This window comes from Allobosea sp. GW823-FHT02B03, assembly GCF_058797755.1.
This window is the reverse complement of sequence record NZ_JBXAJY010000005.1, coordinates 79,576-97,502: the sequence shown is the minus strand read 5'-3', so window position 1 is coordinate 97,502 and position 17,927 is coordinate 79,576. Positions and strand designations below refer to the sequence as shown.

General features: G+C 64.8%; 15 protein-coding genes and 2 tRNA genes. 5 read left to right on the top strand and 12 right to left on the bottom strand.

What is annotated here, in order from left to right:
• Window positions 1-7: 7 nt before the first annotated feature.
• The gene (locus AC1REK_RS17575) at window positions 8-3,304 is read right to left on the bottom strand and encodes an autotransporter family protein (RefSeq protein ID WP_492269049.1); all 3,297 of its coding nucleotides are present in this window, start codon (window positions 3,302-3,304) and stop codon (window positions 8-10) included.
• A gap of 1,820 nt (window positions 3,305-5,124) precedes the next feature.
• On the opposite strand from AC1REK_RS17575, the gene AC1REK_RS17570 reads away from it, so the two are divergent.
• Both AC1REK_RS17570 and AC1REK_RS17565 read left to right on the top strand, forming a co-directional pair.
• Window positions 5,125-7,686 (top strand): bifunctional acetate--CoA ligase family protein/GNAT family N-acetyltransferase, encoded by a 2,562-nt coding sequence (locus AC1REK_RS17570; protein ID WP_492269050.1) that lies wholly within the window; start codon window positions 5,125-5,127, stop codon window positions 7,684-7,686.
• A 322-nt stretch (window positions 7,687-8,008) separates the two neighbouring features.
• Window positions 8,009-9,016, top strand: a complete 1,008-nt coding sequence (locus AC1REK_RS17565; RefSeq protein ID WP_492269051.1) for a c-type cytochrome — start codon at window positions 8,009-8,011, stop codon at window positions 9,014-9,016.
• A gap of 74 nt (window positions 9,017-9,090) precedes the next feature.
• Here AC1REK_RS17565 and AC1REK_RS17560 read toward each other — a convergent pair whose 3' ends face one another.
• From AC1REK_RS17560 to AC1REK_RS17545, 4 genes are all read right to left on the bottom strand, one after another.
• Window positions 9,091-9,348, bottom strand: coding sequence for a hypothetical protein (locus AC1REK_RS17560; protein WP_492269052.1), 258 nt, complete (start codon window positions 9,346-9,348; stop codon window positions 9,091-9,093).
• Between the two features lie 402 nt (window positions 9,349-9,750).
• Window positions 9,751-10,107 (bottom strand): HdeA/HdeB family chaperone, encoded by a 357-nt coding sequence (locus tag AC1REK_RS17555; RefSeq protein ID WP_492269053.1) that lies wholly within the window; start codon window positions 10,105-10,107, stop codon window positions 9,751-9,753.
• Between the two features lie 60 nt (window positions 10,108-10,167).
• Window positions 10,168-11,598, bottom strand: coding sequence for a DUF1254 domain-containing protein (locus AC1REK_RS17550; protein ID WP_492269054.1), 1,431 nt, complete (start codon window positions 11,596-11,598; stop codon window positions 10,168-10,170).
• 234 nt (window positions 11,599-11,832) lie between these two features.
• The gene (locus tag AC1REK_RS17545) at window positions 11,833-12,165 is read right to left on the bottom strand and encodes a helix-turn-helix domain-containing protein (protein ID WP_492269055.1); all 333 of its coding nucleotides are present in this window, start codon (window positions 12,163-12,165) and stop codon (window positions 11,833-11,835) included.
• 184 nt (window positions 12,166-12,349) lie between these two features.
• On the opposite strand from AC1REK_RS17545, the gene AC1REK_RS17540 reads away from it, so the two are divergent.
• On the top strand, window positions 12,350-13,351 hold the full coding sequence (locus AC1REK_RS17540) for a helix-turn-helix transcriptional regulator (protein WP_492269056.1): 1,002 nt from the start codon (window positions 12,350-12,352) through the stop codon (window positions 13,349-13,351).
• A gap of 165 nt (window positions 13,352-13,516) precedes the next feature.
• A complete protein-coding gene (locus AC1REK_RS17535) occupies window positions 13,517-13,864 on the top strand; it encodes a RidA family protein (RefSeq protein ID WP_327524801.1) in 348 nt (115 codons plus the stop codon).
• A 215-nt stretch (window positions 13,865-14,079) separates the two neighbouring features.
• Here the strand turns inward: AC1REK_RS17535 and AC1REK_RS17530 are convergent, their stop codons facing one another.
• The 3 genes from AC1REK_RS17530 to AC1REK_RS17520 form a co-directional block, all read right to left on the bottom strand.
• Window positions 14,080-14,199: an integrase arm-type DNA-binding domain-containing protein gene (locus AC1REK_RS17530; protein WP_492269057.1), complete on the bottom strand. Its 120-nt coding sequence runs from the start codon at window positions 14,197-14,199 to the stop codon at window positions 14,080-14,082.
• Between the two features lie 301 nt (window positions 14,200-14,500).
• Window positions 14,501-14,591, bottom strand: a tRNA-Ser gene (locus tag AC1REK_RS17525).
• Window positions 14,592-14,684: 93 nt separating this feature from the next.
• Window positions 14,685-14,882 carry a hypothetical protein gene (locus AC1REK_RS17520; RefSeq protein WP_492269058.1) on the bottom strand — a complete coding sequence of 66 codons (198 nt, stop codon included), beginning with the start codon at window positions 14,880-14,882 and terminating at the stop codon, window positions 14,685-14,687.
• A 448-nt stretch (window positions 14,883-15,330) separates the two neighbouring features.
• On the opposite strand from AC1REK_RS17520, the gene AC1REK_RS17515 reads away from it, so the two are divergent.
• Window positions 15,331-15,690 carry a hypothetical protein gene (locus AC1REK_RS17515; protein ID WP_492269059.1) on the top strand — a complete coding sequence of 120 codons (360 nt, stop codon included), beginning with the start codon at window positions 15,331-15,333 and terminating at the stop codon, window positions 15,688-15,690.
• A 186-nt stretch (window positions 15,691-15,876) separates the two neighbouring features.
• On the opposite strand, the gene AC1REK_RS17510 is transcribed toward AC1REK_RS17515, so the two are convergent.
• The 4 genes from AC1REK_RS17510 to AC1REK_RS17495 form a co-directional block, all read right to left on the bottom strand.
• A tRNA-Phe gene (locus tag AC1REK_RS17510) sits at window positions 15,877-15,952 on the bottom strand.
• Window positions 15,953-16,083: 131 nt separating this feature from the next.
• The gene (gene yacG, locus AC1REK_RS17505; protein ID WP_492269060.1) at window positions 16,084-16,296 is read right to left on the bottom strand and encodes a DNA gyrase inhibitor YacG; all 213 of its coding nucleotides are present in this window, start codon (window positions 16,294-16,296) and stop codon (window positions 16,084-16,086) included.
• Window positions 16,286-17,110, bottom strand: coding sequence for an SDR family NAD(P)-dependent oxidoreductase (locus AC1REK_RS17500; protein WP_492269061.1), 825 nt, complete (start codon window positions 17,108-17,110; stop codon window positions 16,286-16,288). Before AC1REK_RS17500 ends, yacG begins: the two co-directional genes overlap by 11 nt.
• Window positions 17,111-17,139: 29 nt before the next feature.
• On the bottom strand, window positions 17,140-17,790 hold the full coding sequence (locus tag AC1REK_RS17495; protein WP_327522983.1) for a Maf-like protein: 651 nt from the start codon (window positions 17,788-17,790) through the stop codon (window positions 17,140-17,142).
• Window positions 17,791-17,927: the final 137 nt, after the last annotated feature.

Here is a 17,927-nt window from a genome sequence, read left to right as displayed (position 1 = left end):
CGCTCAGTTACCAGACGACCTTGATGCCGGCGCGGCCGCCCAGGCTCGTCCCCTTGCCCTGGTCGAGCGCGAAGTTGTAGTCGGCCGTGGCGAAGAGGCTGACATTGCTCGTCACCTGACTGGCGACGCCGAGCCCGACCTGACCCCACGTACCGCCAAGGCTCGTCCCGAGGGTCACCGGGTTGAGGCCCTGCAAGCTGGCGAAACTGGTCTTGGCGTCGCCCCCGAAGCTATGCCAGACATTGGCCCGGGCCCAGGTCGTGATCGCGCGTCCGCTGTCGAGGGTCCAGGATTTCGTCAGCCGGCCGCCGAGGCGGCCAAAGAGCGTGTCGGTATCGTCATAGCTGATCCGGCCGAAGCGGTCGGCAGCGCCATCGATCGAGATGCGCTGGTAGATCAGCTGAGCCTGCGGCTCGATCGTCCAGCCGGCACCGAGCGCAATCGGGTAGCCGCCTTCGAGCGAGGCTGCGAAACCCCACCCGTCAGTGCTCAGCGTCTCACCCAGCACCGAGCGCGCCCGGATTTGATCGTACCAGGTGGCCTGCACCACCGCATCGACATACCAGCCGGAGGCTCCCTTTCGCGTCCAATAGGCTCCGACCGAGTAACCGTCCATCGAGGTCGAGCCCGCCTTGCCGCCCAGGACCGCCCTGACATCGCTCTCGATCCGGCCGAAGCCGACGAAGAGGCCAGCGATGTCGCGCATGCCATTGTCGTATTGCTTGCGATAGAGGTCCATTCCGACCTGAAAGCCGCCGAGATCGTAATCGTAGGACGGGCCGTTCTGAAGGAACTTGCCGAGCCTCCCGAACTGACCGCCCCGGTTGCCGTAACCGACCGAGCCGGTCTCACCGAAGACACGACCCCAGCCTGCGAAACGGCGGCCTCCTTCGCCGGTCGCCGCATCGGCATAGGCGGCATTCTGCTCCGCCGTCGGCATGCAGCGGAAGTTGCGGGCCGGATCCTTGCACCAGATTGGCGCGACCGGCGCCGGCTGCGGCAGGGCATCGGGGTAATCCTCGCCTGCCCGATCATGATAGCTGCCGAGCATCGCGAGCCCCAGTCGGCTCGCCAGCGCCGGCACAACCATGTCGACGGGGACCTCGACACGATGGTTCGGCGTCGGAGTCGGCGTGGGAGTGGGGGTCGGCGACGGGGGAACCGGCGGCACGGGCGCCGGCGGCTCTGGCGAGGGGGGCGTCGGTGTAGGCGGTACCGGTGTCGGCGGCGTGGGTGTAGGCGGTTCGACGGTGTTCCGCAGGTACCAATTGCCGTCGGCAGAATCCCCGCCAACGCCGTTGTGATAGAGCAGATACTCGAAGGCTCCGCTCGCCACGCGACTGCCGAGCACGAAGGCGTCCCCGGCCGAAGCGGTCTTGTTGCGTACCTCGACCAGCGCGATGCCGTTGCCGAGGGTGAGCGCGCCGGCCGAAGCCGGATCGGGGGTGATCAGGATTCGCGTAGCGCCTCCAGGACCCGTCTGGGTCGAGTCGACGATCAGCATGTCAGAGTAGCTGTTGGTTTGGCCTCCGGGCGGAATGCCGGAGTTGAGCACGGTGTTGAGCAGGAGCTGGCCGCCATTGGAGATATAGACGCCATTGCCAGCTTGGGGCACTCCTCCAACGACACCGGGGCCACCGGTAATGAAGAGCGTATTGCCGGTGACCGTGCCCCTCAGATCGATGACGCCGGCATTGCTGAAGCGCTCGAGATTGACCATCTGGCCCTGGAGCAGGCCCGCACGCGTGAAATCGTAGAAACTGGCCTCCAGCGCCCTGCTGTCGATGCCGGTCGTCGGGCGGTAGTAGCCGGCCGGATCTGTCGCGGCTGCCGCTGCGACCGGAGCAAGCCGCACCACACCATTGGTCTCGTTGAGAAACAGGTCGTTGCCGGCGCCGAAATCGGAAATCGCAACGCGCTTGGTGTCACGGATGCCATCGCCATTGGTATCGGCGAAGTGGCGCATGTCGAAGGAAGTGGGCGTCAAGTTCCTGAAGGTCGCATCGCCGGCACCGAGCTGGATGAAACCGGTGACATTGCCGTTGTTGACGATGCTCAGCGGCCCGAGCGCGCCGATGCCGAAGCGATCGAGCTCGACGATGGCGCGATCCGACAAGGCGCCCACTGCGCCATTGTTCGTCAGCGTGGTTCCCGTCCCGCGGGATCCAAGCGCGATTCCGCTGGCGGGCACGCCGCTCAGGCCGACGCTCGCCAGATCGGATTGCCAGCCGCCGGACACGCTGCCCCCGGCACCGATCGTTACATCCGCGCGGTTGCCGAACGCATAGATGCCGGCCGAGAAGTTTCCGCTGGCATTCAACGCACCCGCGCTGGTCACGGTCACGGCTCCGACCGTGGTGCCGGCTACGCTTGCCTGAAGGCCGTTGCTGTTGGCGCCCGTCGTGGTCACAGACCCTTGATTGGAGATCGTGACCGCACCCGCGGCCCCGGTCGAGGTGCTCGTCGCGGTGGCGACGATGCCGTGACTCTGGCTGCCCGCGGTCGCAATGCTGTTGCTGCTCGTGATGGAAATCGCGCCGGAGGCATTCGCGCCATTGGTCAAAGTGTCGATGATGATGCCGCTGCTGTTGTTGCCTGACGTCGTGATCGGGCCCGAATTGGTGATGGTGACGTTTCCGAGCCTGGCATCCCCCCGGATGCCGGCGGCACGGGGTCCCGACGTGATGATCGCAGCCCCGGTCGTCAGGCCGATCGTGCCGACGCCAAGGGTCGTCACGTAAATTCCGGAGTTCGGCCTCAGCGCGTTGTTCGCACCCGCGATGGTATTGTCCAGATTTATCGTGAGGCCGGATCCGACATTTCCGCTGATGTTTCCGCCAGCGGCGAGAGAATCGATCAGTATCCCGTTGCCGCCCTTGACGTTGACCGTGCCGGACGCGTCCGGCATGTTCAGCGTGGCGTTTCCGCCGCCATGCGTCGTGGTCTCGATGCCATCGTTGTCGTCGGTATTCGTCACAAGGCTGTTGACAGTGATCGTCCCGGATATGTTCGTTGTGGCACTTCCGGTTCCACGAACATTTGTCTCAACGGACGTTCCATTCGCAGTCGTCACGGAATTGGTTCCCGTCATCGTCAGCGTACCGTTTCCGGCCGAACTGAACGACGATATCAGCATGTACACACCGATGGACGGGTATGTTGTATTGTTATTTATGACTGTCGTATCGCTGACAGTCGCCGTCCCCGAGGCAGCATTTCCGGTAACTTCCGCGAGAATACCGTTGTGGACCACAGCCGCATTCGGGACGGTTATCGTCGCCGGGCCGGTCATCGTGAAATTCACGGCGCCCGCGCTGGTGCACGTTACCTCACCGGTATAATTGCCCGGTCCGTTGGTGCAGGCGGCCCATGATGGCGAGGGAAAGAGACTGGAGTATGCAGCAATTGCAGAGAGACTCGTCGCACCCAGTAAGGTAATCCTTTTTAGCCCCTTGATTACTTCGCTGCTGCAGCTCCGCATCGCATATCTCCCTGGATTATAGTCACAGAGGGTTGAATCAACAGGCAAGAACCTCAGAATGCGTTTTGTCTCGGATCTGACCGACAAGGCGCTTCAAGAGCAGGGATTACTGACGAAACGAGATGGTCCGCGGGATCTAAATTCGATTCATCTTGCAACCGCGTTGACCGAGAGGCATCGCCGAGCCATGCGACGGCGCAATGCAAAGGAGGTTTTCGTGAGAACAACGCGGCAGATGACAGACATGTGGCAGCCCTGCGTTTCGCGCTCGTTGTGAACGGGCATCTATTCAGGCGCAGGCACAGGCGAAATCAGGATGGCGCCAAGTGAGGCGCCCTTGTTAGCGTGAGCCCTTGAAAGCGCACCCGCGTCGGCCTAGGCCGATCGAGCGGCCTTCCGAGACGTGAAAAGCCCGACGCGCTCGCCCTCGAAACACGCACATGGGCATGGCGGCACGGCACCTGCCCAGCCGGATGCACATGCCTGGGGAGTCTGGGATGGGGCTGCTCATGCCCCCCGTACCGCCAGCCAGGACATGGCCTGACCGGGCGCTCAGCATATTCTTGTCGCCAGTCGTCGAAATCTTGAGGCCGAAATCCGTCGCCTTGAAAGCCATGACGCCTCCACAGGTTGTTTCGAACTGCCGGAGCCCTAGAATTCGGTACCTTCCGCCAAAACCAACAACGAATCACAGAGATTAAAGATTTGAAATCACAGGACGTCAAGGTCTTGCGAACAGAGCATACTGCCCTTCGGCAGGATTTCGGTGTTCTATTTTTATCTATCGATTTCTCTAGATGCTTCGCCCGTATCAATCAGTTTACGCCGTTAGTAATAATTTCTTAGTTTTAAGGCTCTGGACGATGCGCAGGACGCTACCGGGTGTTCACAAGCGCGTGACCGCCCCCCCCCGCAGGTGGCCGCTGCGAACGAGCGATAAGCAGTCCGGCGATGGCCACCCAACCTGCGGCGGAGCCCCCGTGCCCACGGGCGAATCGAAGCAAATCGAGGAACGCCCAGCGAAAGCAAAAGCTGCAGACCAAATTGGACAGAGAGATCAGGAGCGCTTCGACGTATTCTCGTGACGTGCGGAGCCCTGTCGCTCTGCGTCGTGATCGCGAGCTGCCCTCGCCGCCGGTGAGGCAGAGAGGGACAGGCTGGCACGCAAGAGTACTGGCCCGGAAGCACTGATCGACCTCACGAAGGGCAGTCAGCGCGACGGCCGGTTTGATCGCGAGATCGGCCCGATTGGCTGCTCGCTTGGCGACTGATGCGTTTGCTGCGGCATCGTCACGGGCGCCCGATCCGCCGCAGCCATGGGAGAGAATAGGTGAGCGACGCGCTCCCTGATCATGACACCTTCACCCTGTCGGCGCTTATGATGGTGATGGACATCCATGGATGGTGGGCAAGGGCTTGGCGGTGATAGTCTGCCGCAATGCGCAATCCGCAGCGACCCTACGACAGCAATGGCACGATGGCTCAGCCGGCAACCAGCGATTGAACTGTCCGTGCGATCCAGCGCAAAGAGCGGAGGTTGCCGCGTGCTAGTCAGTTCCGGCCAGGCGTCTGGGAAGGGCGCTAGCCGGTTCGTCGAGAATCGTATCCGCTGACTTCCCTGGGCACACGGAAATCGCCGAACCATGACGCTCGCCCTGCTCAGACGCGCGCTTGAACCCGCCAAGATCACGGTGATCGCCGGCTGTCCCGAGGCAGAGCTGCTGGCGACACAGATCCGCTCGGGGCCCTATCGCGGCGCACTCACCGTGCTTCCGGGCGTGGATGCCCTTCCTGCGCTTGCGCCGTCCGATCTTCTCATCGCGTCCGTCGCGGTCGCGGAGCAGGTGATGGCGGCTGCGGCAGGGCGCGATTGTGCCGGACTCCTCGTGCCCGATGGGGAGGCCGCCGATAGCGAGCGCCTGCGGAGCGCGGCAGAGGCCAGCGGCATGCGACTGATCGGGCCGGACTCGCTCGGTCTCGCCGCGCCCCGTCTCGGCCTCAATGCGACGGCCGTCCCCGTGCAACTGGCCGCGGGCTCTGTCGCGCTCATTGCGCAGTCCAATTCCGTGGCGGCCGGGATACTGGCCTGGGCCGCGCGGCGCGGTATCGGTCTCTCCGGTGTGGTGACCCTGGGCGGAAGCGCCGATGTCGACATCGCCGACGCGCTCGATCATTTCACGGCCGACCCGTCGACACGCACCATCCTGCTGACGATCGACGCCGTCACCGATGCCCCGCGCTTCCTGTCTTCGGCACGCGCCGCGGCACGGCTCAAGCCGGCCCTGGTCCTGAAGCCGCCGCGCCTGGAGCCGCCATGGCCCGCCCTGACGCATTCAGCCCTGATCGTGACCAGTGATGCCGCGCACGACGCGGCCTTTCACCGCGCCGGCCTGCTGCGGGTCGACGATCTCGACGAGCTCTTTGCGGCTGCCGAGACGCTCGGGCGCGCCCGCGCCGCCGATTCCGGCCGGCTGGCGATCGTCAGCAATGGCGATGGGCTGGCAGCGCTCGCAGCCGCCCGGATGCGGCAAGCCGCCGGCACGGAGCAGAGGCTCCTGGAGCCGGAGATCGTGCGGACGGCGCATGACTACCGGGAGGCGGTCTCCCGCCTTCTGGCCCGGAACGATGTCGACGCGGTCCTGGCACTCAACGCGCCGCTTGCGCCCGACGATTCCGGGGATTGCGCCCGCGCCGTGGCCGAGGCCTACGCGGCACCAGCGTTTCGGAAGCCGGTTCTGGCGGTGTGGGTCGGCGGTGGAGAAGAGATTTCGCGGTTCTTCGCATCGGCCGGCATCCCCTCCTTCGCGACGGAGCAGGCGGCGATCGTCGGCTTCGAGCATCTGACCCGGCACGCAAGGCTGCTCAAGGAGCTGATGGCGACGCCACCCGCGCTCGACGAGAGCGATCAGCCCGACATCGATGCCGCCGCCGCGCTGGTCGACCGCGCCATCGCCCAGGGACGCGCCTGGCTCGAGCCGGACGAGGTCACGCAGCTGCTCGTCCTGTTCCGAATTCCGACGCTGGGGCTGGTGATCGCGGCCGATGCCACAGCAGCCGCCGAAGCGGCCAGGGCACAGTTCGCGGCCGGTCGCACCGTCGCACTCAAGATCGTCTCGCCCGATGTGGCACACAAATCGGATGTCGGCGGGGTCGAGCTCGAACTCGCCAATGAGCAGGCCGTCCGGGACGCCGCGGATCGCATGGCCGAGCGCCTGCGGCAGCTGCGCCCGGAAGCCCGGCTTGCCGGATTTCTCGTGCAGCCCATGGCGCACCGCGCCAAGGCGCGAGAGTTGATCGCGGGCTTTTCGGTCGACCCGTGCTTCGGGCCGGTCATCGTTTTCGGCCGCGGCGGCACGGCGGCCGAGCTCATCGCCGATACGCAGGTGGCGCTGCCGCCGCTCGACCTCGCCTCGGCCGAGAGCCTGATCGCCCGGACGCGGGTTTCCCGTATCCTCGCCGCCTATCGCGATGTTCCTGCTGCCGACCGGCGCGCGATCGCCGAGGTCCTCGTCGCGGTGGGCAACATCGCCTCGGCGCTTCCCCAGATCCGCGCGATGGACCTCAACCCGATCCTTGCCGATGCCGGCGGCGTCGTCGCGGTCGACGCGCGTGTCGTGCTCGAGCCTGACCAGGCCCGCCGCCGTCGTCCGGCGATCCGGCCCTATCCGAACAGCTGGACGCGGCGGCTTGCGCTGGGCGAGCGGCGCTTCTTCATCCGCCCGATGAAGCCGGAGGACGAACTGCTGATCGGCGCGATGCTGGCGCGCGTCACCGCGGAGGACCTCAGACTGCGGTTCTTCGCGCCGCTGAAGACCTTCAGCCACGCCTTCCTGGCCCGCCTCACCCAGCTCGACTACGCCCGGGAGATCGCATTCATCGCCATCGAGGAGGACAGCGGCGAAGCGGCAGGCGCCGTCCGGCTCCATGCCGCGCCCGGGCACGCCGAGGCGGAGTACGCGATTCTGCTGCGCTCCGATCTGAAGGGCCTCGGGCTCGGCCGCGCGTTGATGGAGCTGATCATCGACTGGGCCAAGGCCGAGAAGGTGCAGCGCGTCCATAGCCAGGTCCTGGCGGAGAACGGGCCGATGCTCGCGCTCTGCCGAGACCTCGGCTTCGAGATCACGGCCGATCCCGACGATATTTCGACCAAGCACGTTGCGCTGGACCTGCACGCCTTCGGGAACTCCCGGCCGGCCGGGCCCTGAAATTCAGGATGCCGACGATCGGCAGGACTGAGCACCGATGTTGTTCGATCGCGGCCGAAGCGCTGCGCCTGTCCTACTTTTGGGCATTGGCAAAAAGCCCAGCTGAAGAAACTCTTCTCAAAGCAGCAGTAGAACGTGCTCGATTGGACCGTCTGCTGCCGGCAACGAAAGACCGCCTGCGCTCTTGTGAGATCGCAAGGGCAGCCTCGCCACCAGGACAAGGGCCTAGCCTTACTCCATGATCCGCCCCGGCAGCTTCACCCCGTCAGGACTTGTAGCCTCCGTCGCGCGGACCGACGCAGCCTCCATCGATGGTGAGATCATGACCAGCCGCTTCGTCACATGCGCGCGCCTTATGTCCGGCATCGGCCTTGCCGCAGCCTGGGCGCTCCTAGCCTGCACGGGCGCCTTCGCTCAGCAGCAGCCGCCCGACTGGATCGTCCCAGACGTGACGACGCTTTCGGACAGCCCTGCCGATCGATTGATCAGAAAGGGCCGCGAACTCGTCGTCGCCACCCCGTCCCTGATCGGGCCGAATGTCGGCGATGCCAGCAAGCGCTATGCCGGCAACAACCTGTCCTGCAGCAATTGTCATCTCTCAGCCGGCACGCGCAAGTTCGGCTTGCCCCTGTTCGGCCTGGCTCACCTGTTTCCGCAGTACAGCGCTCGCAAGGGCGGCGAAATCACGATCGAGGACCGCGTCAACTCCTGCATGACCCGGAGCCTGAACGGTCGCGAAATGCCCGATTCCGCGCCCGAGATGCGCGCGCTCGTCGCCTATATCGACTTCCTCTCCACCAACGTCACGAAGGGCGAGACGTTGCCCGGTCTTGGCGCGGGATCGATGCCCGAACTGGCGCGCGCGGCCGATCCGGCGCGGGGCACCACCATTTTCCGGGACGCCTGCGCAGCCTGCCACGGCAATGACGGTCTCGGCGTCCGGCGAAGCCTGCCAACCACCGATCTCGGCTACATGGTGCCGCCTCTCTGGGGACCGGACAGCTTCAACAACGGGGCCGGCATGGCCAGGCTGAGCGTCGCGGCGAACTTCGTCCACTTCAACATGCCGCACGGGACCGACTATGCCAGCCCGCGTCTGTCCGTGGAGGATGCCTGGGACGTCGCGGCCTTCATGCTGTCCCATGAGCGGCCGGCAAAGCCGGGGCTGGAGCGCGATTTTCCCGATCTGCTCCTGAAGCCCGTCGACGCGCCCTATGGCCCCTATGCCGATGGCTTCGGCGTCGATCAGCATCGCTACGGACCGTTCGGGCCGATACGGCAGGCGATCGACAAGCTGAAGCAAAACCCGCCACCGCCCGCGCCGCGCTAGGTCGTGAGCGGCGGCCGGATTGCAGGCTTCGGATTGCGGTGAGCCAACGGCGCGCGCATCGCCGCCGCCGGCTCCTATCGCATCATGTCCATCAGTGCCTCGCGCGTCGACACGCTGGAGATGTGGAATACGCCTTGGTAGGGCATGCTCAGATCGACGATCACGAACATGATGCTCGAGATTGAAAGCACCCCGATCGCCAGGACCACGCCTTCAAGGCGGGCCTCGCGATCGGGCTCTGAACGACGCGATACGCGCCCAATCACCAGATCGCGCTGCCCTCGGGCGGCGTGGTCCAGTCTGGTGTCGCGCTCCTTGCGCGGGGCGGCCAAGGAAGGGCTGATCGGTGACCTAGCCCCCCTCGCGCCGGTCTAGATGACAAGAGTGTTGAGCCGGGAATGTCGCGTAGCGGGAGACGATGCAGCCCCCTCAACGGCCCGCGGGTGCGCCGAGCCGATAGTCCTTCTGCAATGCCCGGTCAGAAGAAGGGTAAAGGGCCTGGCATTCGTCAAAGTAGAAATTCTGGGGCTGCCTGTTGACGGGGTTTGCGCAAATCGCCGCGAGCTCTTCTTGTCTCGACTGCGACGTCTGACAGCCGCTGAGGACGATGCCTGTCAGAAAGACCAAGCCGATCATTCGGATTGATGTCATGCGATCGCTCCTTTTCAAGTTCGGGAGAAGATCCGGGTCGAAAGCTCGACCCGGATCCTCAGCGGAGGGGTAGCGCCTTCAGATCAGGGCTTCATCTCGATGCCGCGCTCGGCGCGCATATCCTTGAATACCACGGCGATAGCTTCGATCACGCGCTTGTTCTGGTTGGCTTTGCAGTACTGGATGACTTCGTGCTCGGCTTCTTTGCCGCGCTTGACGTTGAGCATGTGCTTGCGTGCCAGGCCGTTGTACCAGCCGCTATACCAGGTCGTCAGCATGTCCGCGTCCTCCTGGAACGTCCCCGCAAGTTGTGCGCAGGTCAGTTTCTGGACGTCGATGTATCCCTTCTCGTCCGCATAGGCGCTCAGGGCGGTCTGCGCGGCGGCCGGAGTCGCAAGCATCATCCCGACGAATGCTGCTGCCATTGCCTTTCTGGTCATTGTCTTCGTCTCTCTAATTTCACCGGTGATCGTTGGAGCGGAGGCCTAGCAGGGCCCGATTCAAGCCTGTTTCTCCGCGGCAGGGATCGTCCATGTGCCGTTGAGGATCGACGGGTCGGTCTCGCTCGGCCAGTACATGCGAAGCATCAGGATGAAATCGCCCGCGGGGGCGGGAAGCCAGTTCGACTCCTTCTCCTTCCCGGGGGATTCATGCTGGATGTAGAGGTCGGTGGAGCCGTCCGGATTGGACTTGAGGTTCTGGCGGGCGCTGATCGAGTACCGGTTCAGCGGGTTGTTCACGAAGAAATACTTGTCGTCGTACATGGTCAGCGACCAGAAGCCGTCCGCGGGGGGCAGATGTCCCTTGGCGAAGCGCATGACGTATTTGTTCGCCCCGCTGTATTTGCGGCCGACGGCATCGCGCTGCGAGGTCGGGTAGACCGCGTCCTGCGGACGGTTGGCGCCGAGGCCGATCGCGGTCACCAGCGCGCGCATCAGGTAGTCGGTGCCGTAGATGCCGGTCTTCTTCGTAAAGGCCCAGCCGTTCTCGTGCTTGACGGCTCCGTTGATCTTGAACTGCAGCATGATCCTGTCGAAGGCGATCTCGGGGACCCGCTTCGCCAGATCGACCTTGAACTTGCTCTCGTCGAAATCCTGGCCCGGAACGATGCCGAGATGGGCGAAGCGCGCGAGCTCGGGGGCGTCGGCGGCCGACGGCGGATTGCTCTTCATGAGTTCGCAGAGCAGCTTGAAATAGGACACCGCATCCATGCGATTGACCTGCTCGCGCACTGCGGTCTTCATGTCGATCGACGGGTCGACCTTGCCGGGCGGCGGCGTGTAAGGCTTGCCATAGGCGCTGAGCGGCACGAGCTTGAACTCATCCTGCAGCTTGTGGACCGCGGCGTAATCCTCCGGCGTGCCGGTGCAGTAGATGCGCCCGAGCAGCCAGACGATATTGGTCGAGGATTTGTATTCCTTCACGCCCTCCGGCAGCGTGCCCTTCCAGCCGGGGCCGGTGATCGCGTAGGTCTGGGCTCCGGTGCCGGTGGTCCGCTTGCCCGGCACCTGGAAGACCGTCGTCCAGCCGTCCAGCATCGGTAGCAGGAAGTAGCGCCCCTTCATGTCGGGAACGCTGAGGACCCAGGGCTCGGTGCCGACGTCGAAGAACGCGGTGGTGTAGAGCGTGTCGGCATTCGGTGCCGTTACGTCCCTGAAGGACGCATCGGGATAGCTGCGCAGCTTGATGATATGGCCCATCGGGGCCCGCGTTCCGACGGCATCGGCAGCGTTGGTTATGACACGCCGGGTCATCTCCATCGTGACCAGCGGGTAGCCGAAAATATAGGCGTCGGTCGCCAGCCAGAAATCCTCCAGGCCCTCGCCGATTCCGAGGAAAGCTCCCTGCTCGGCGAGCGCGGGATGTCCCGTCGTCGCGCCAGCAAGCACCGCTGCGCCGCCGAGAGCGGCGGTTCGCCGAGTGATCTTCATCTTCAACCTCCATCTTGCGCCAGACTGAAGCGCGCCGGACAGGCCTCCTGCGGCCGCTCGCCCCGGTCACTCCCCGCGAAACCGTGCGCCTTCTGGGCTCCGAACCGAGTGGGTCGGCGGCGATTTACGCTTCGTCATTTGCCACTTCCGCCCGACCGGAATCTTGCCATTACGCGCCAAGAGCGGACTTGCTGAGAGTGGCGCGGAACACGGGGCGGCTGATTGCAACAAGCCTCATCTGCGCTGCTGCCGCCGGTAGCTCGCGGGCTGGATCTTCATCAGGCGCATGAAGCTGCGCGAGAAGCTGGTCGGGCCGGTGTAGCCAAGGAGACAGGCGATGCGCGAAACCTTCTCGTCGGTTTCGATCAGCAGGCGGCACGCGGTCGCCAGCCTGACCTCGGCGACGATTGCGCTGTGGCAGGTTCCGTTCGCCGCGAGATGCCGCTGAAGCGAGCGGGTGCTGAAGCCGAGGCGGCTTGCAATCTGCCGGAGCGATGCGCCACTCTGCAGCGACGCTGCAACGGCTTCGCGCACGGCGTGTTGGGAGGGGATATGCCCGAGCTTCATCGCCTTGTCGCGAAAGGGCGAAACCTTCGCGTCTCCGTTCACCCAGCTCGCTATTTAGTGATCGATCGGATGGTCCGTCTGGCCATTGCCCGCCAAAAGCAGGCCAGCGCGATTGCCCTCTCGGGGTAACGGAGCGGCTATGGTTCGCTGAAGACCAGAACTCTACAGCCTTGGGGGAGGCGAGATGAGCAGCATTCCGATCACCCGTTGCCAGTTCCTGATCCCGTTCACCGACATCCACGACGAGATCGGCGCGCCCACCGCGTCATTGCTGGAGAAGTTCCGGCTGCCGAGCTGCCTCGAGGAGAAGGCTGACGATTTCGTCCCGCTGCTGCGCGCGGTGAGCTTTGCCGAGAGCGCGCAGAGATCCCAGGGCATTGTCGATTTCGGCTTTCAGGCCTCCAGGCGCCTCCAGTTCTGCCATCTCAGCGCGAAGTTCAGGGCGATGATCGGATATTCGCCGACCTTGTTCCTGGCTCTGCAGCAGGTCTGCAAATGGGCGACGCTCGAGGACAACGTCCTCGACATGTGGCTCGAGCGAGCCGACGACCACATCAAGATCTGCAGCAAGCTCGTCGGCACGGCGGGCATCGCCCATCTCGAACATTCGCAGTGGCTGCAGAACATCTTTCCGATCCATATCGTGCGGCAGTTCGCAGGGCCGGACTGGGAGCCGGCGACCATCGCTTTCGAGGCTCGCTACGTCCCGAGCCTCGAAACCCGGGCTCGTTGGCCAAATACCCGGTTCCTCTCCGGGCAGGTCGCCTCGTGGATCGAGGTGCCGCTCTCGCTCATGGGCCTTCCCGGCTGCGCGATCGAGACACCGCTCGAGTTCCTCGGTGACGATGCCGACCCGGCCGGGGGGGACATCATCCGCGCGCTCAAGCTGATGCTGCCGTCCTATCTCGACGAAGGCGTTCCGACCGTCGCCGAAGTCGCCGAGATGGCGGGGACGAGCGCCAGAAGCCTTCAGCGCAAGCTGGCGCTCGCCGGCCTGACCTATTCCGACCTGATCGAGGCCGCACGCTTCGAGAAGGCGGCCAAGCTGCTGCGCACGACGGACGCCAAGGTGATCGAAGTGGCGTTCGCTTCGGGCTATGCGGACCCGGCCCATTTCACGCGGGCATTCCGTCGCATGTCGGGCACCACGCCGCGTCAGTTTCGCAACGAAGCGAGGCCGCGTTGATCTTCTCGCACCGCCGAGCAGGCTGGCGCCGGATGTCCGCTATCGGGTACTCCGCCAACGCCGCTATCGGCGCGTCGTCGCGATGTGCGTCATAGACCAGGCGAACGGAGCCGGCCGAGCGCCCGCGGGAAGTCGGCCGCAGACCGAACAGATGGAGCTGACCCTATGATTGAACGCATTGGCATGACGGAACGCTGGAGCGACGCTGTTATCGTTGGAGATCTGATCTTCCTTGCGGGCCATGTTGCCGAGCAGACGCGCGGCCAATCCGTCAAGGTGCAGACCGAGGAAGTTCTGCTCAGCCTCGATGACACGCTGGCCCAGGCCGGCGTCTCCAAGAACAACCTGGTCAGCGTCACCATTTACCTCGCCGACATGGCGGGGTTCGCCGCCATGAATGAAGCTTGGGACGCCTGGGTTGCAAAAGGCCACGCGCCGGCCCGCGCGACCGTCGAGGCGCGCCTTGCCTATCCCGACCTCCTCGTCGAGATGACGGCGATCGCCGCCCGATAGCCCCGTGCCGGTCCGATCGGCTCTATCGCCAAATGCGAAGACGATCCGTCGGGCTTGATCGCTCGACGGAAAGATGGTGAGCGCCTCGGCTTGTGCTTCCCGCTTGGCGATGTGCGAACGGAAATCGTCGCCGTCATCTCGTGCAATTGCTTGCCGGCACCTTCGTCGCCGGCGCCGCCGAAAATTCCGGCATCGTAGATTGCGGCAGCTGCGCGCTACTTCTTCAACACGGCCCGATCATGCTCGCCGCGCAGAAACTCGCGGGCGCTGTCGCGCTTTTCGCGGGCTTGGGCCAGTGTCACCTCTGGCTGCCGGCCGAACGAGAGCAGCTTCACCCTGCCAACATACCGGGCATTTCATCCGCCACAGCTTCGAGGCGTTCGGGTTGAGCTGAAGATAGAACCCGCCACCACAGACATCTTGGTCGGCTGCGCGACGAATCTGTGCGTTGGCGAGGAGTTCGATTTCCTCTGTGAGGGCGATCCCCCCACAGCGCGGAATCGAGTCCCCGAAAGTACCCCCAGATGCCTGCGGCAGGATGGGAAGGCGCGGGAGCAAGAGCGAGGGGCAAGGTCACGTAACCTGTTGAATTATCAACAAGTCTGCGTCGGAGCGGGAAAGCCTGGGCAAGGAAAATGGCGGAGACGGAGGGATTCGAACCCTCGATACCCTTATGGGGTATGCTCATTTAGCAAACGAGTGCCTTCAGCCTCTCGGCCACGTCTCCGTTGAAAGGCTCTATGCCCGATCCTATGCCGCTTTGACAAGCGACCGTTTCGAACAAGCGTGGAAAAGACGCGATGCCTGTCTCGGTGTGGCCTCAGCCCCTCGCCTCGTCCAGCGCCTCGACGAAGGCCAGAGCCTCGGGAAGCGTCTCGAAAACCGGGCAGGGCAAACGCTCATCCTCGGCTTCAGTCAGCCCGAAGCGCACCGCAAAACCTACGGATTCGCAACGGATCGCGATCGGGCGCAGCGGCATCGTGGCGCGGTCAGCAAGCATGGCGGCGGCGTCTTGCATGGCTTGTCGTCCTGCGGAAACTGCCGCCAGTAGCGCCCTCGCAGCTGAACGGCTGCCGAACGGAGCATGCAGGAAGGCGGCAGTGATCGCCCGAGCCGTCCAAGCCGCATGCGACCGTTGCCGACTCGGGTCGCAACCTCGCCCTCGCCGCGTGCATGGCACCATAGCCCACCAGGGCCCATGCGCAGTGTCGCTGCGCGCCAACTCGCCTGGCATCGCGGATCGAAGCGCCGGTCTGGTCTTGCGCTGCTTGCCCCTTGGCCCAGCCATCTGCCACCGCCGGCCTCGATTTCCTTGTGAAGTGGTGTTCCGACGCCGTTGTTCGATTGCGCCCTTCGGTGCGGCCCCTGCGGATTTCAAGTGAGACCAAATGCATGGCCCGTCTCATTCGGCCCGCTGTTCGCGGAAGCCAGCCATCCCCATCTGAATGCCATGAGCGCGTATTCGATTGGCGGGTTTCACCATGTGCGAGAAAGAAATGGCTGATCCGCAGGTTCAGCGGTTGGCGCAGGCCATCTACGCTGCGATCTGCAAGCAGTTCGATGCCGAAAGTCCAACCGCGCCCATGGTCTGCGGTCAAGGAGGCATGCGCGATGTGCTCGTAGAAGGCCATCTCGATTTGGTGAAGGTGGCGGCGGCCCTCAACAAGCGCTGCTGTCTGCAGATGCCGGACATCGAGACGGTTGCTGCCATGCGTCCAGATGATGACGCCAACATGCCCGGCCGCGAGGACAACGCCCGCTGTTCAGTCGAAGGCACTGCAGATGCCGAGGAATCATCGCCGGGTTCGCAGATTTTCCAGGCCTAGATTCTGGGCGCGCTGCCGAGGATCTGCCCGACATTGGGCGCCCATGCCGTGCGCTCGTCCGCCAGACCTTCCACCAGCGGGCCTGACGCGCTGTTCCCGACGATCCTTCCTCACGCGGGAAGTTGGTGACGAGAAAGCGGACTGCCCGAGTCGGCGCTCGCCCAAACTGAAGCTTGAAAGGAAAAATGGTGCCCAGAGCTGGAATCGAACCAGCGACACTGCGATTTTCAGTCGCATGCTCTACCAACTGAGCTATCTGGGCATCCGGCGAAGCGCGCTGCGCCTCGGTTGGTGAGTGGCGTATAGAGGCAGCCGGGCGAGCTGTCCAGCCGACAAAACACCGGCAGTGGAAAAATGCGGTGCGGAAGACGAAATGCCTTCCGCTGCGCGGCCTCACTCCTCCTCGTCGCGGCGCTTCGGCACCGGCTCGGCCATGTCCTCGACGGGTTCGCCGGGAATCACATAGCTGCCCTTCAGCCAGCGGCCGAGATCGATGTCGGCGCAGCGCGCCGAGCAGAACGGCTTGAAGCGCTGCACCGCCGGCTTGCCGCAGATCGCGCAAGGCCGGCCGGTCGGCGTCGTGCCCGAAGGGGTCTCAGGCGCCATATTGCAGGGTCACGCCGCCGTCGACCACGAGCTCGAGCCCGGTGACATAGCGCGCCTCGTCGCTCGCCAGGAACAGCGCGGCCCAGGCCACGTCCCAGCCCTCGCCCATATGGCCCATCGGCACCTGCGCATCGCGGGCCTTCCACATCGCCGCGACATCGCCCTTGGCATAGGATTGCGCGAGCCCGGCCGAATGCTCGACCATCGGCGTCTTCATCAGCCCGGGCAGGACGGCGTTCACGCGGATCTTCTCGCGCGCATATTGCGCCGCCGTGGTGCGGGTGAGCTGGTTCATCGCCGCCTTGCTGGCGCCATAGCTGGCATAAGGCACGCCGGTGTGGCGGATCGAGGCGATCGACGAGATGTTGACGATCGACCCCCCCCCCCCGCTCTCCGCGAACTGGCGCTGCATCACCGGGATGACGTGCTTCATCGCCAGGAAGCAGCCGGTCAGGTTGACGTTGAAGACCCGCTCCCAGGTCTCGAGCGGCAGGTCGACGACGCTGCCGACCTCGGCGATGCCGACATTGTTGTCGAGCACGTCGATGCGGCCATAGGTCTTGAGCGTCGCCTCGACGAGCGCGGCCAGATCCTCCGGACGGGTGACGTCGGTGCGGATCGCGAAGGCCTCGCCGCCCTCGCCCTTGATGATCTCGGCTGTCTCCTGGGCCGCGTCGAGATTGCGGTCGGCGCAGACGACGCGGGCGCCCTCGCGGGCGAACACGGTCGCGGTCGCCTTGCCGTTGCCCCAGCCGGGGCCGATCGAGCCGGCGCCGGCGACGATCGCGACCTTGCCCTTCAGGCGTTCGCCCATCTCGTTTCCTCCATCGTCATTGTTCTGGTTCAGGCGGCGTTGAGCCAGCCGAGGCGAATCGGAAAGCCCTCGCCGCCGAGCAGGTTCACCGTCTCGTGCAGCGGCAGGCCGACCACGCCGGTATAGGAGCCGACGAGTTTGACGACGAAGGAACCGGCAATGCCCTGAATGGCATAAGCGCCGGCCTTGCCGCGCCATTCGCCCGAGGCGAGGTAGTTCTCCAGGTCCTCGCTCGACAGGCGCTTGAAGCGCAACCGCGTCTCGACGATGCGCTCACGGATCGCGCCCGAGGGCGTCGCGAGCGCGACACCGGTATAGACACGGTGAGCCCGGCCGGAGAGCAGCCTGAGGCAGGCGGCCGCCTCGTCGACGATCTCGGCCTTGGGCAGGATGCGGCGGCCGACCGCGACCACGGTGTCGGCGGCGATGACATAGGCGCCTTCGAGATCCGGACGGCTCTTCAGCGCGGCGTAGCCTGCCTCGGCCTTGGCACGCGCCAGACGGCGGGCGAGATCGCGCGGGCGCTCGCCCTTGAGGGGGCTCTCGTCGAGATCGGACGGCAAGAGCGCATCGGGCTTGAGGCCGGCCTGCTCGAGCAGAGCGAGCCGGCGGGGCGAGGCCGAGGCCAGCACCAGTTGCGGGCGCCAGCCGGCCGGTTTCGAGGAAGAAAAGAGGTTCAACGGGTCAGGCTCGTTCCGGGGCAGCCATGCAATGGCCTTCCCCGATGGCTTTAGAGCAATTTGCGACAGGGGGGAATGCAGCGCCCAACCAATGCGCCGGACGCAACACAACGCCGATCGTCAAGCGTCTTTTATGC

Excerpts from the sequence above, each read along its gene's own strand:
- AC1REK_RS17555 (WP_492269053.1), bottom strand. The coding sequence starts at position 10,107 with ATGACCAGAAAGGCAATGGCAGCAGCATTCGTCGGGATGATGCTTGCG.
- AC1REK_RS17540 (WP_492269056.1), top strand. The coding sequence starts at position 12,350 with ATGAGCAGCATTCCGATCACCCGTTGCCAGTTCCTGATCCCGTTCACC.
- AC1REK_RS17545 (WP_492269055.1), bottom strand. The coding sequence starts at position 12,165 with ATGAAGCTCGGGCATATCCCCTCCCAACACGCCGTGCGCGAAGCCGTT.
- AC1REK_RS17570 (WP_492269050.1), top strand. The coding sequence starts at position 5,125 with ATGACGCTCGCCCTGCTCAGACGCGCGCTTGAACCCGCCAAGATCACG.
- yacG (WP_492269060.1), bottom strand. The coding sequence starts at position 16,296 with ATGGCGCCTGAGACCCCTTCGGGCACGACGCCGACCGGCCGGCCTTGC.
- AC1REK_RS17500 (WP_492269061.1), bottom strand. The coding sequence starts at position 17,110 with ATGGGCGAACGCCTGAAGGGCAAGGTCGCGATCGTCGCCGGCGCCGGC.
- AC1REK_RS17565 (WP_492269051.1), top strand. The coding sequence starts at position 8,009 with ATGACCAGCCGCTTCGTCACATGCGCGCGCCTTATGTCCGGCATCGGC.
- AC1REK_RS17535 (WP_327524801.1), top strand. The coding sequence starts at position 13,517 with ATGATTGAACGCATTGGCATGACGGAACGCTGGAGCGACGCTGTTATC.
- AC1REK_RS17550 (WP_492269054.1), bottom strand. The coding sequence starts at position 11,598 with ATGAAGATCACTCGGCGAACCGCCGCTCTCGGCGGCGCAGCGGTGCTT.
- AC1REK_RS17520 (WP_492269058.1), bottom strand. The coding sequence starts at position 14,882 with ATGCAAGACGCCGCCGCCATGCTTGCTGACCGCGCCACGATGCCGCTG.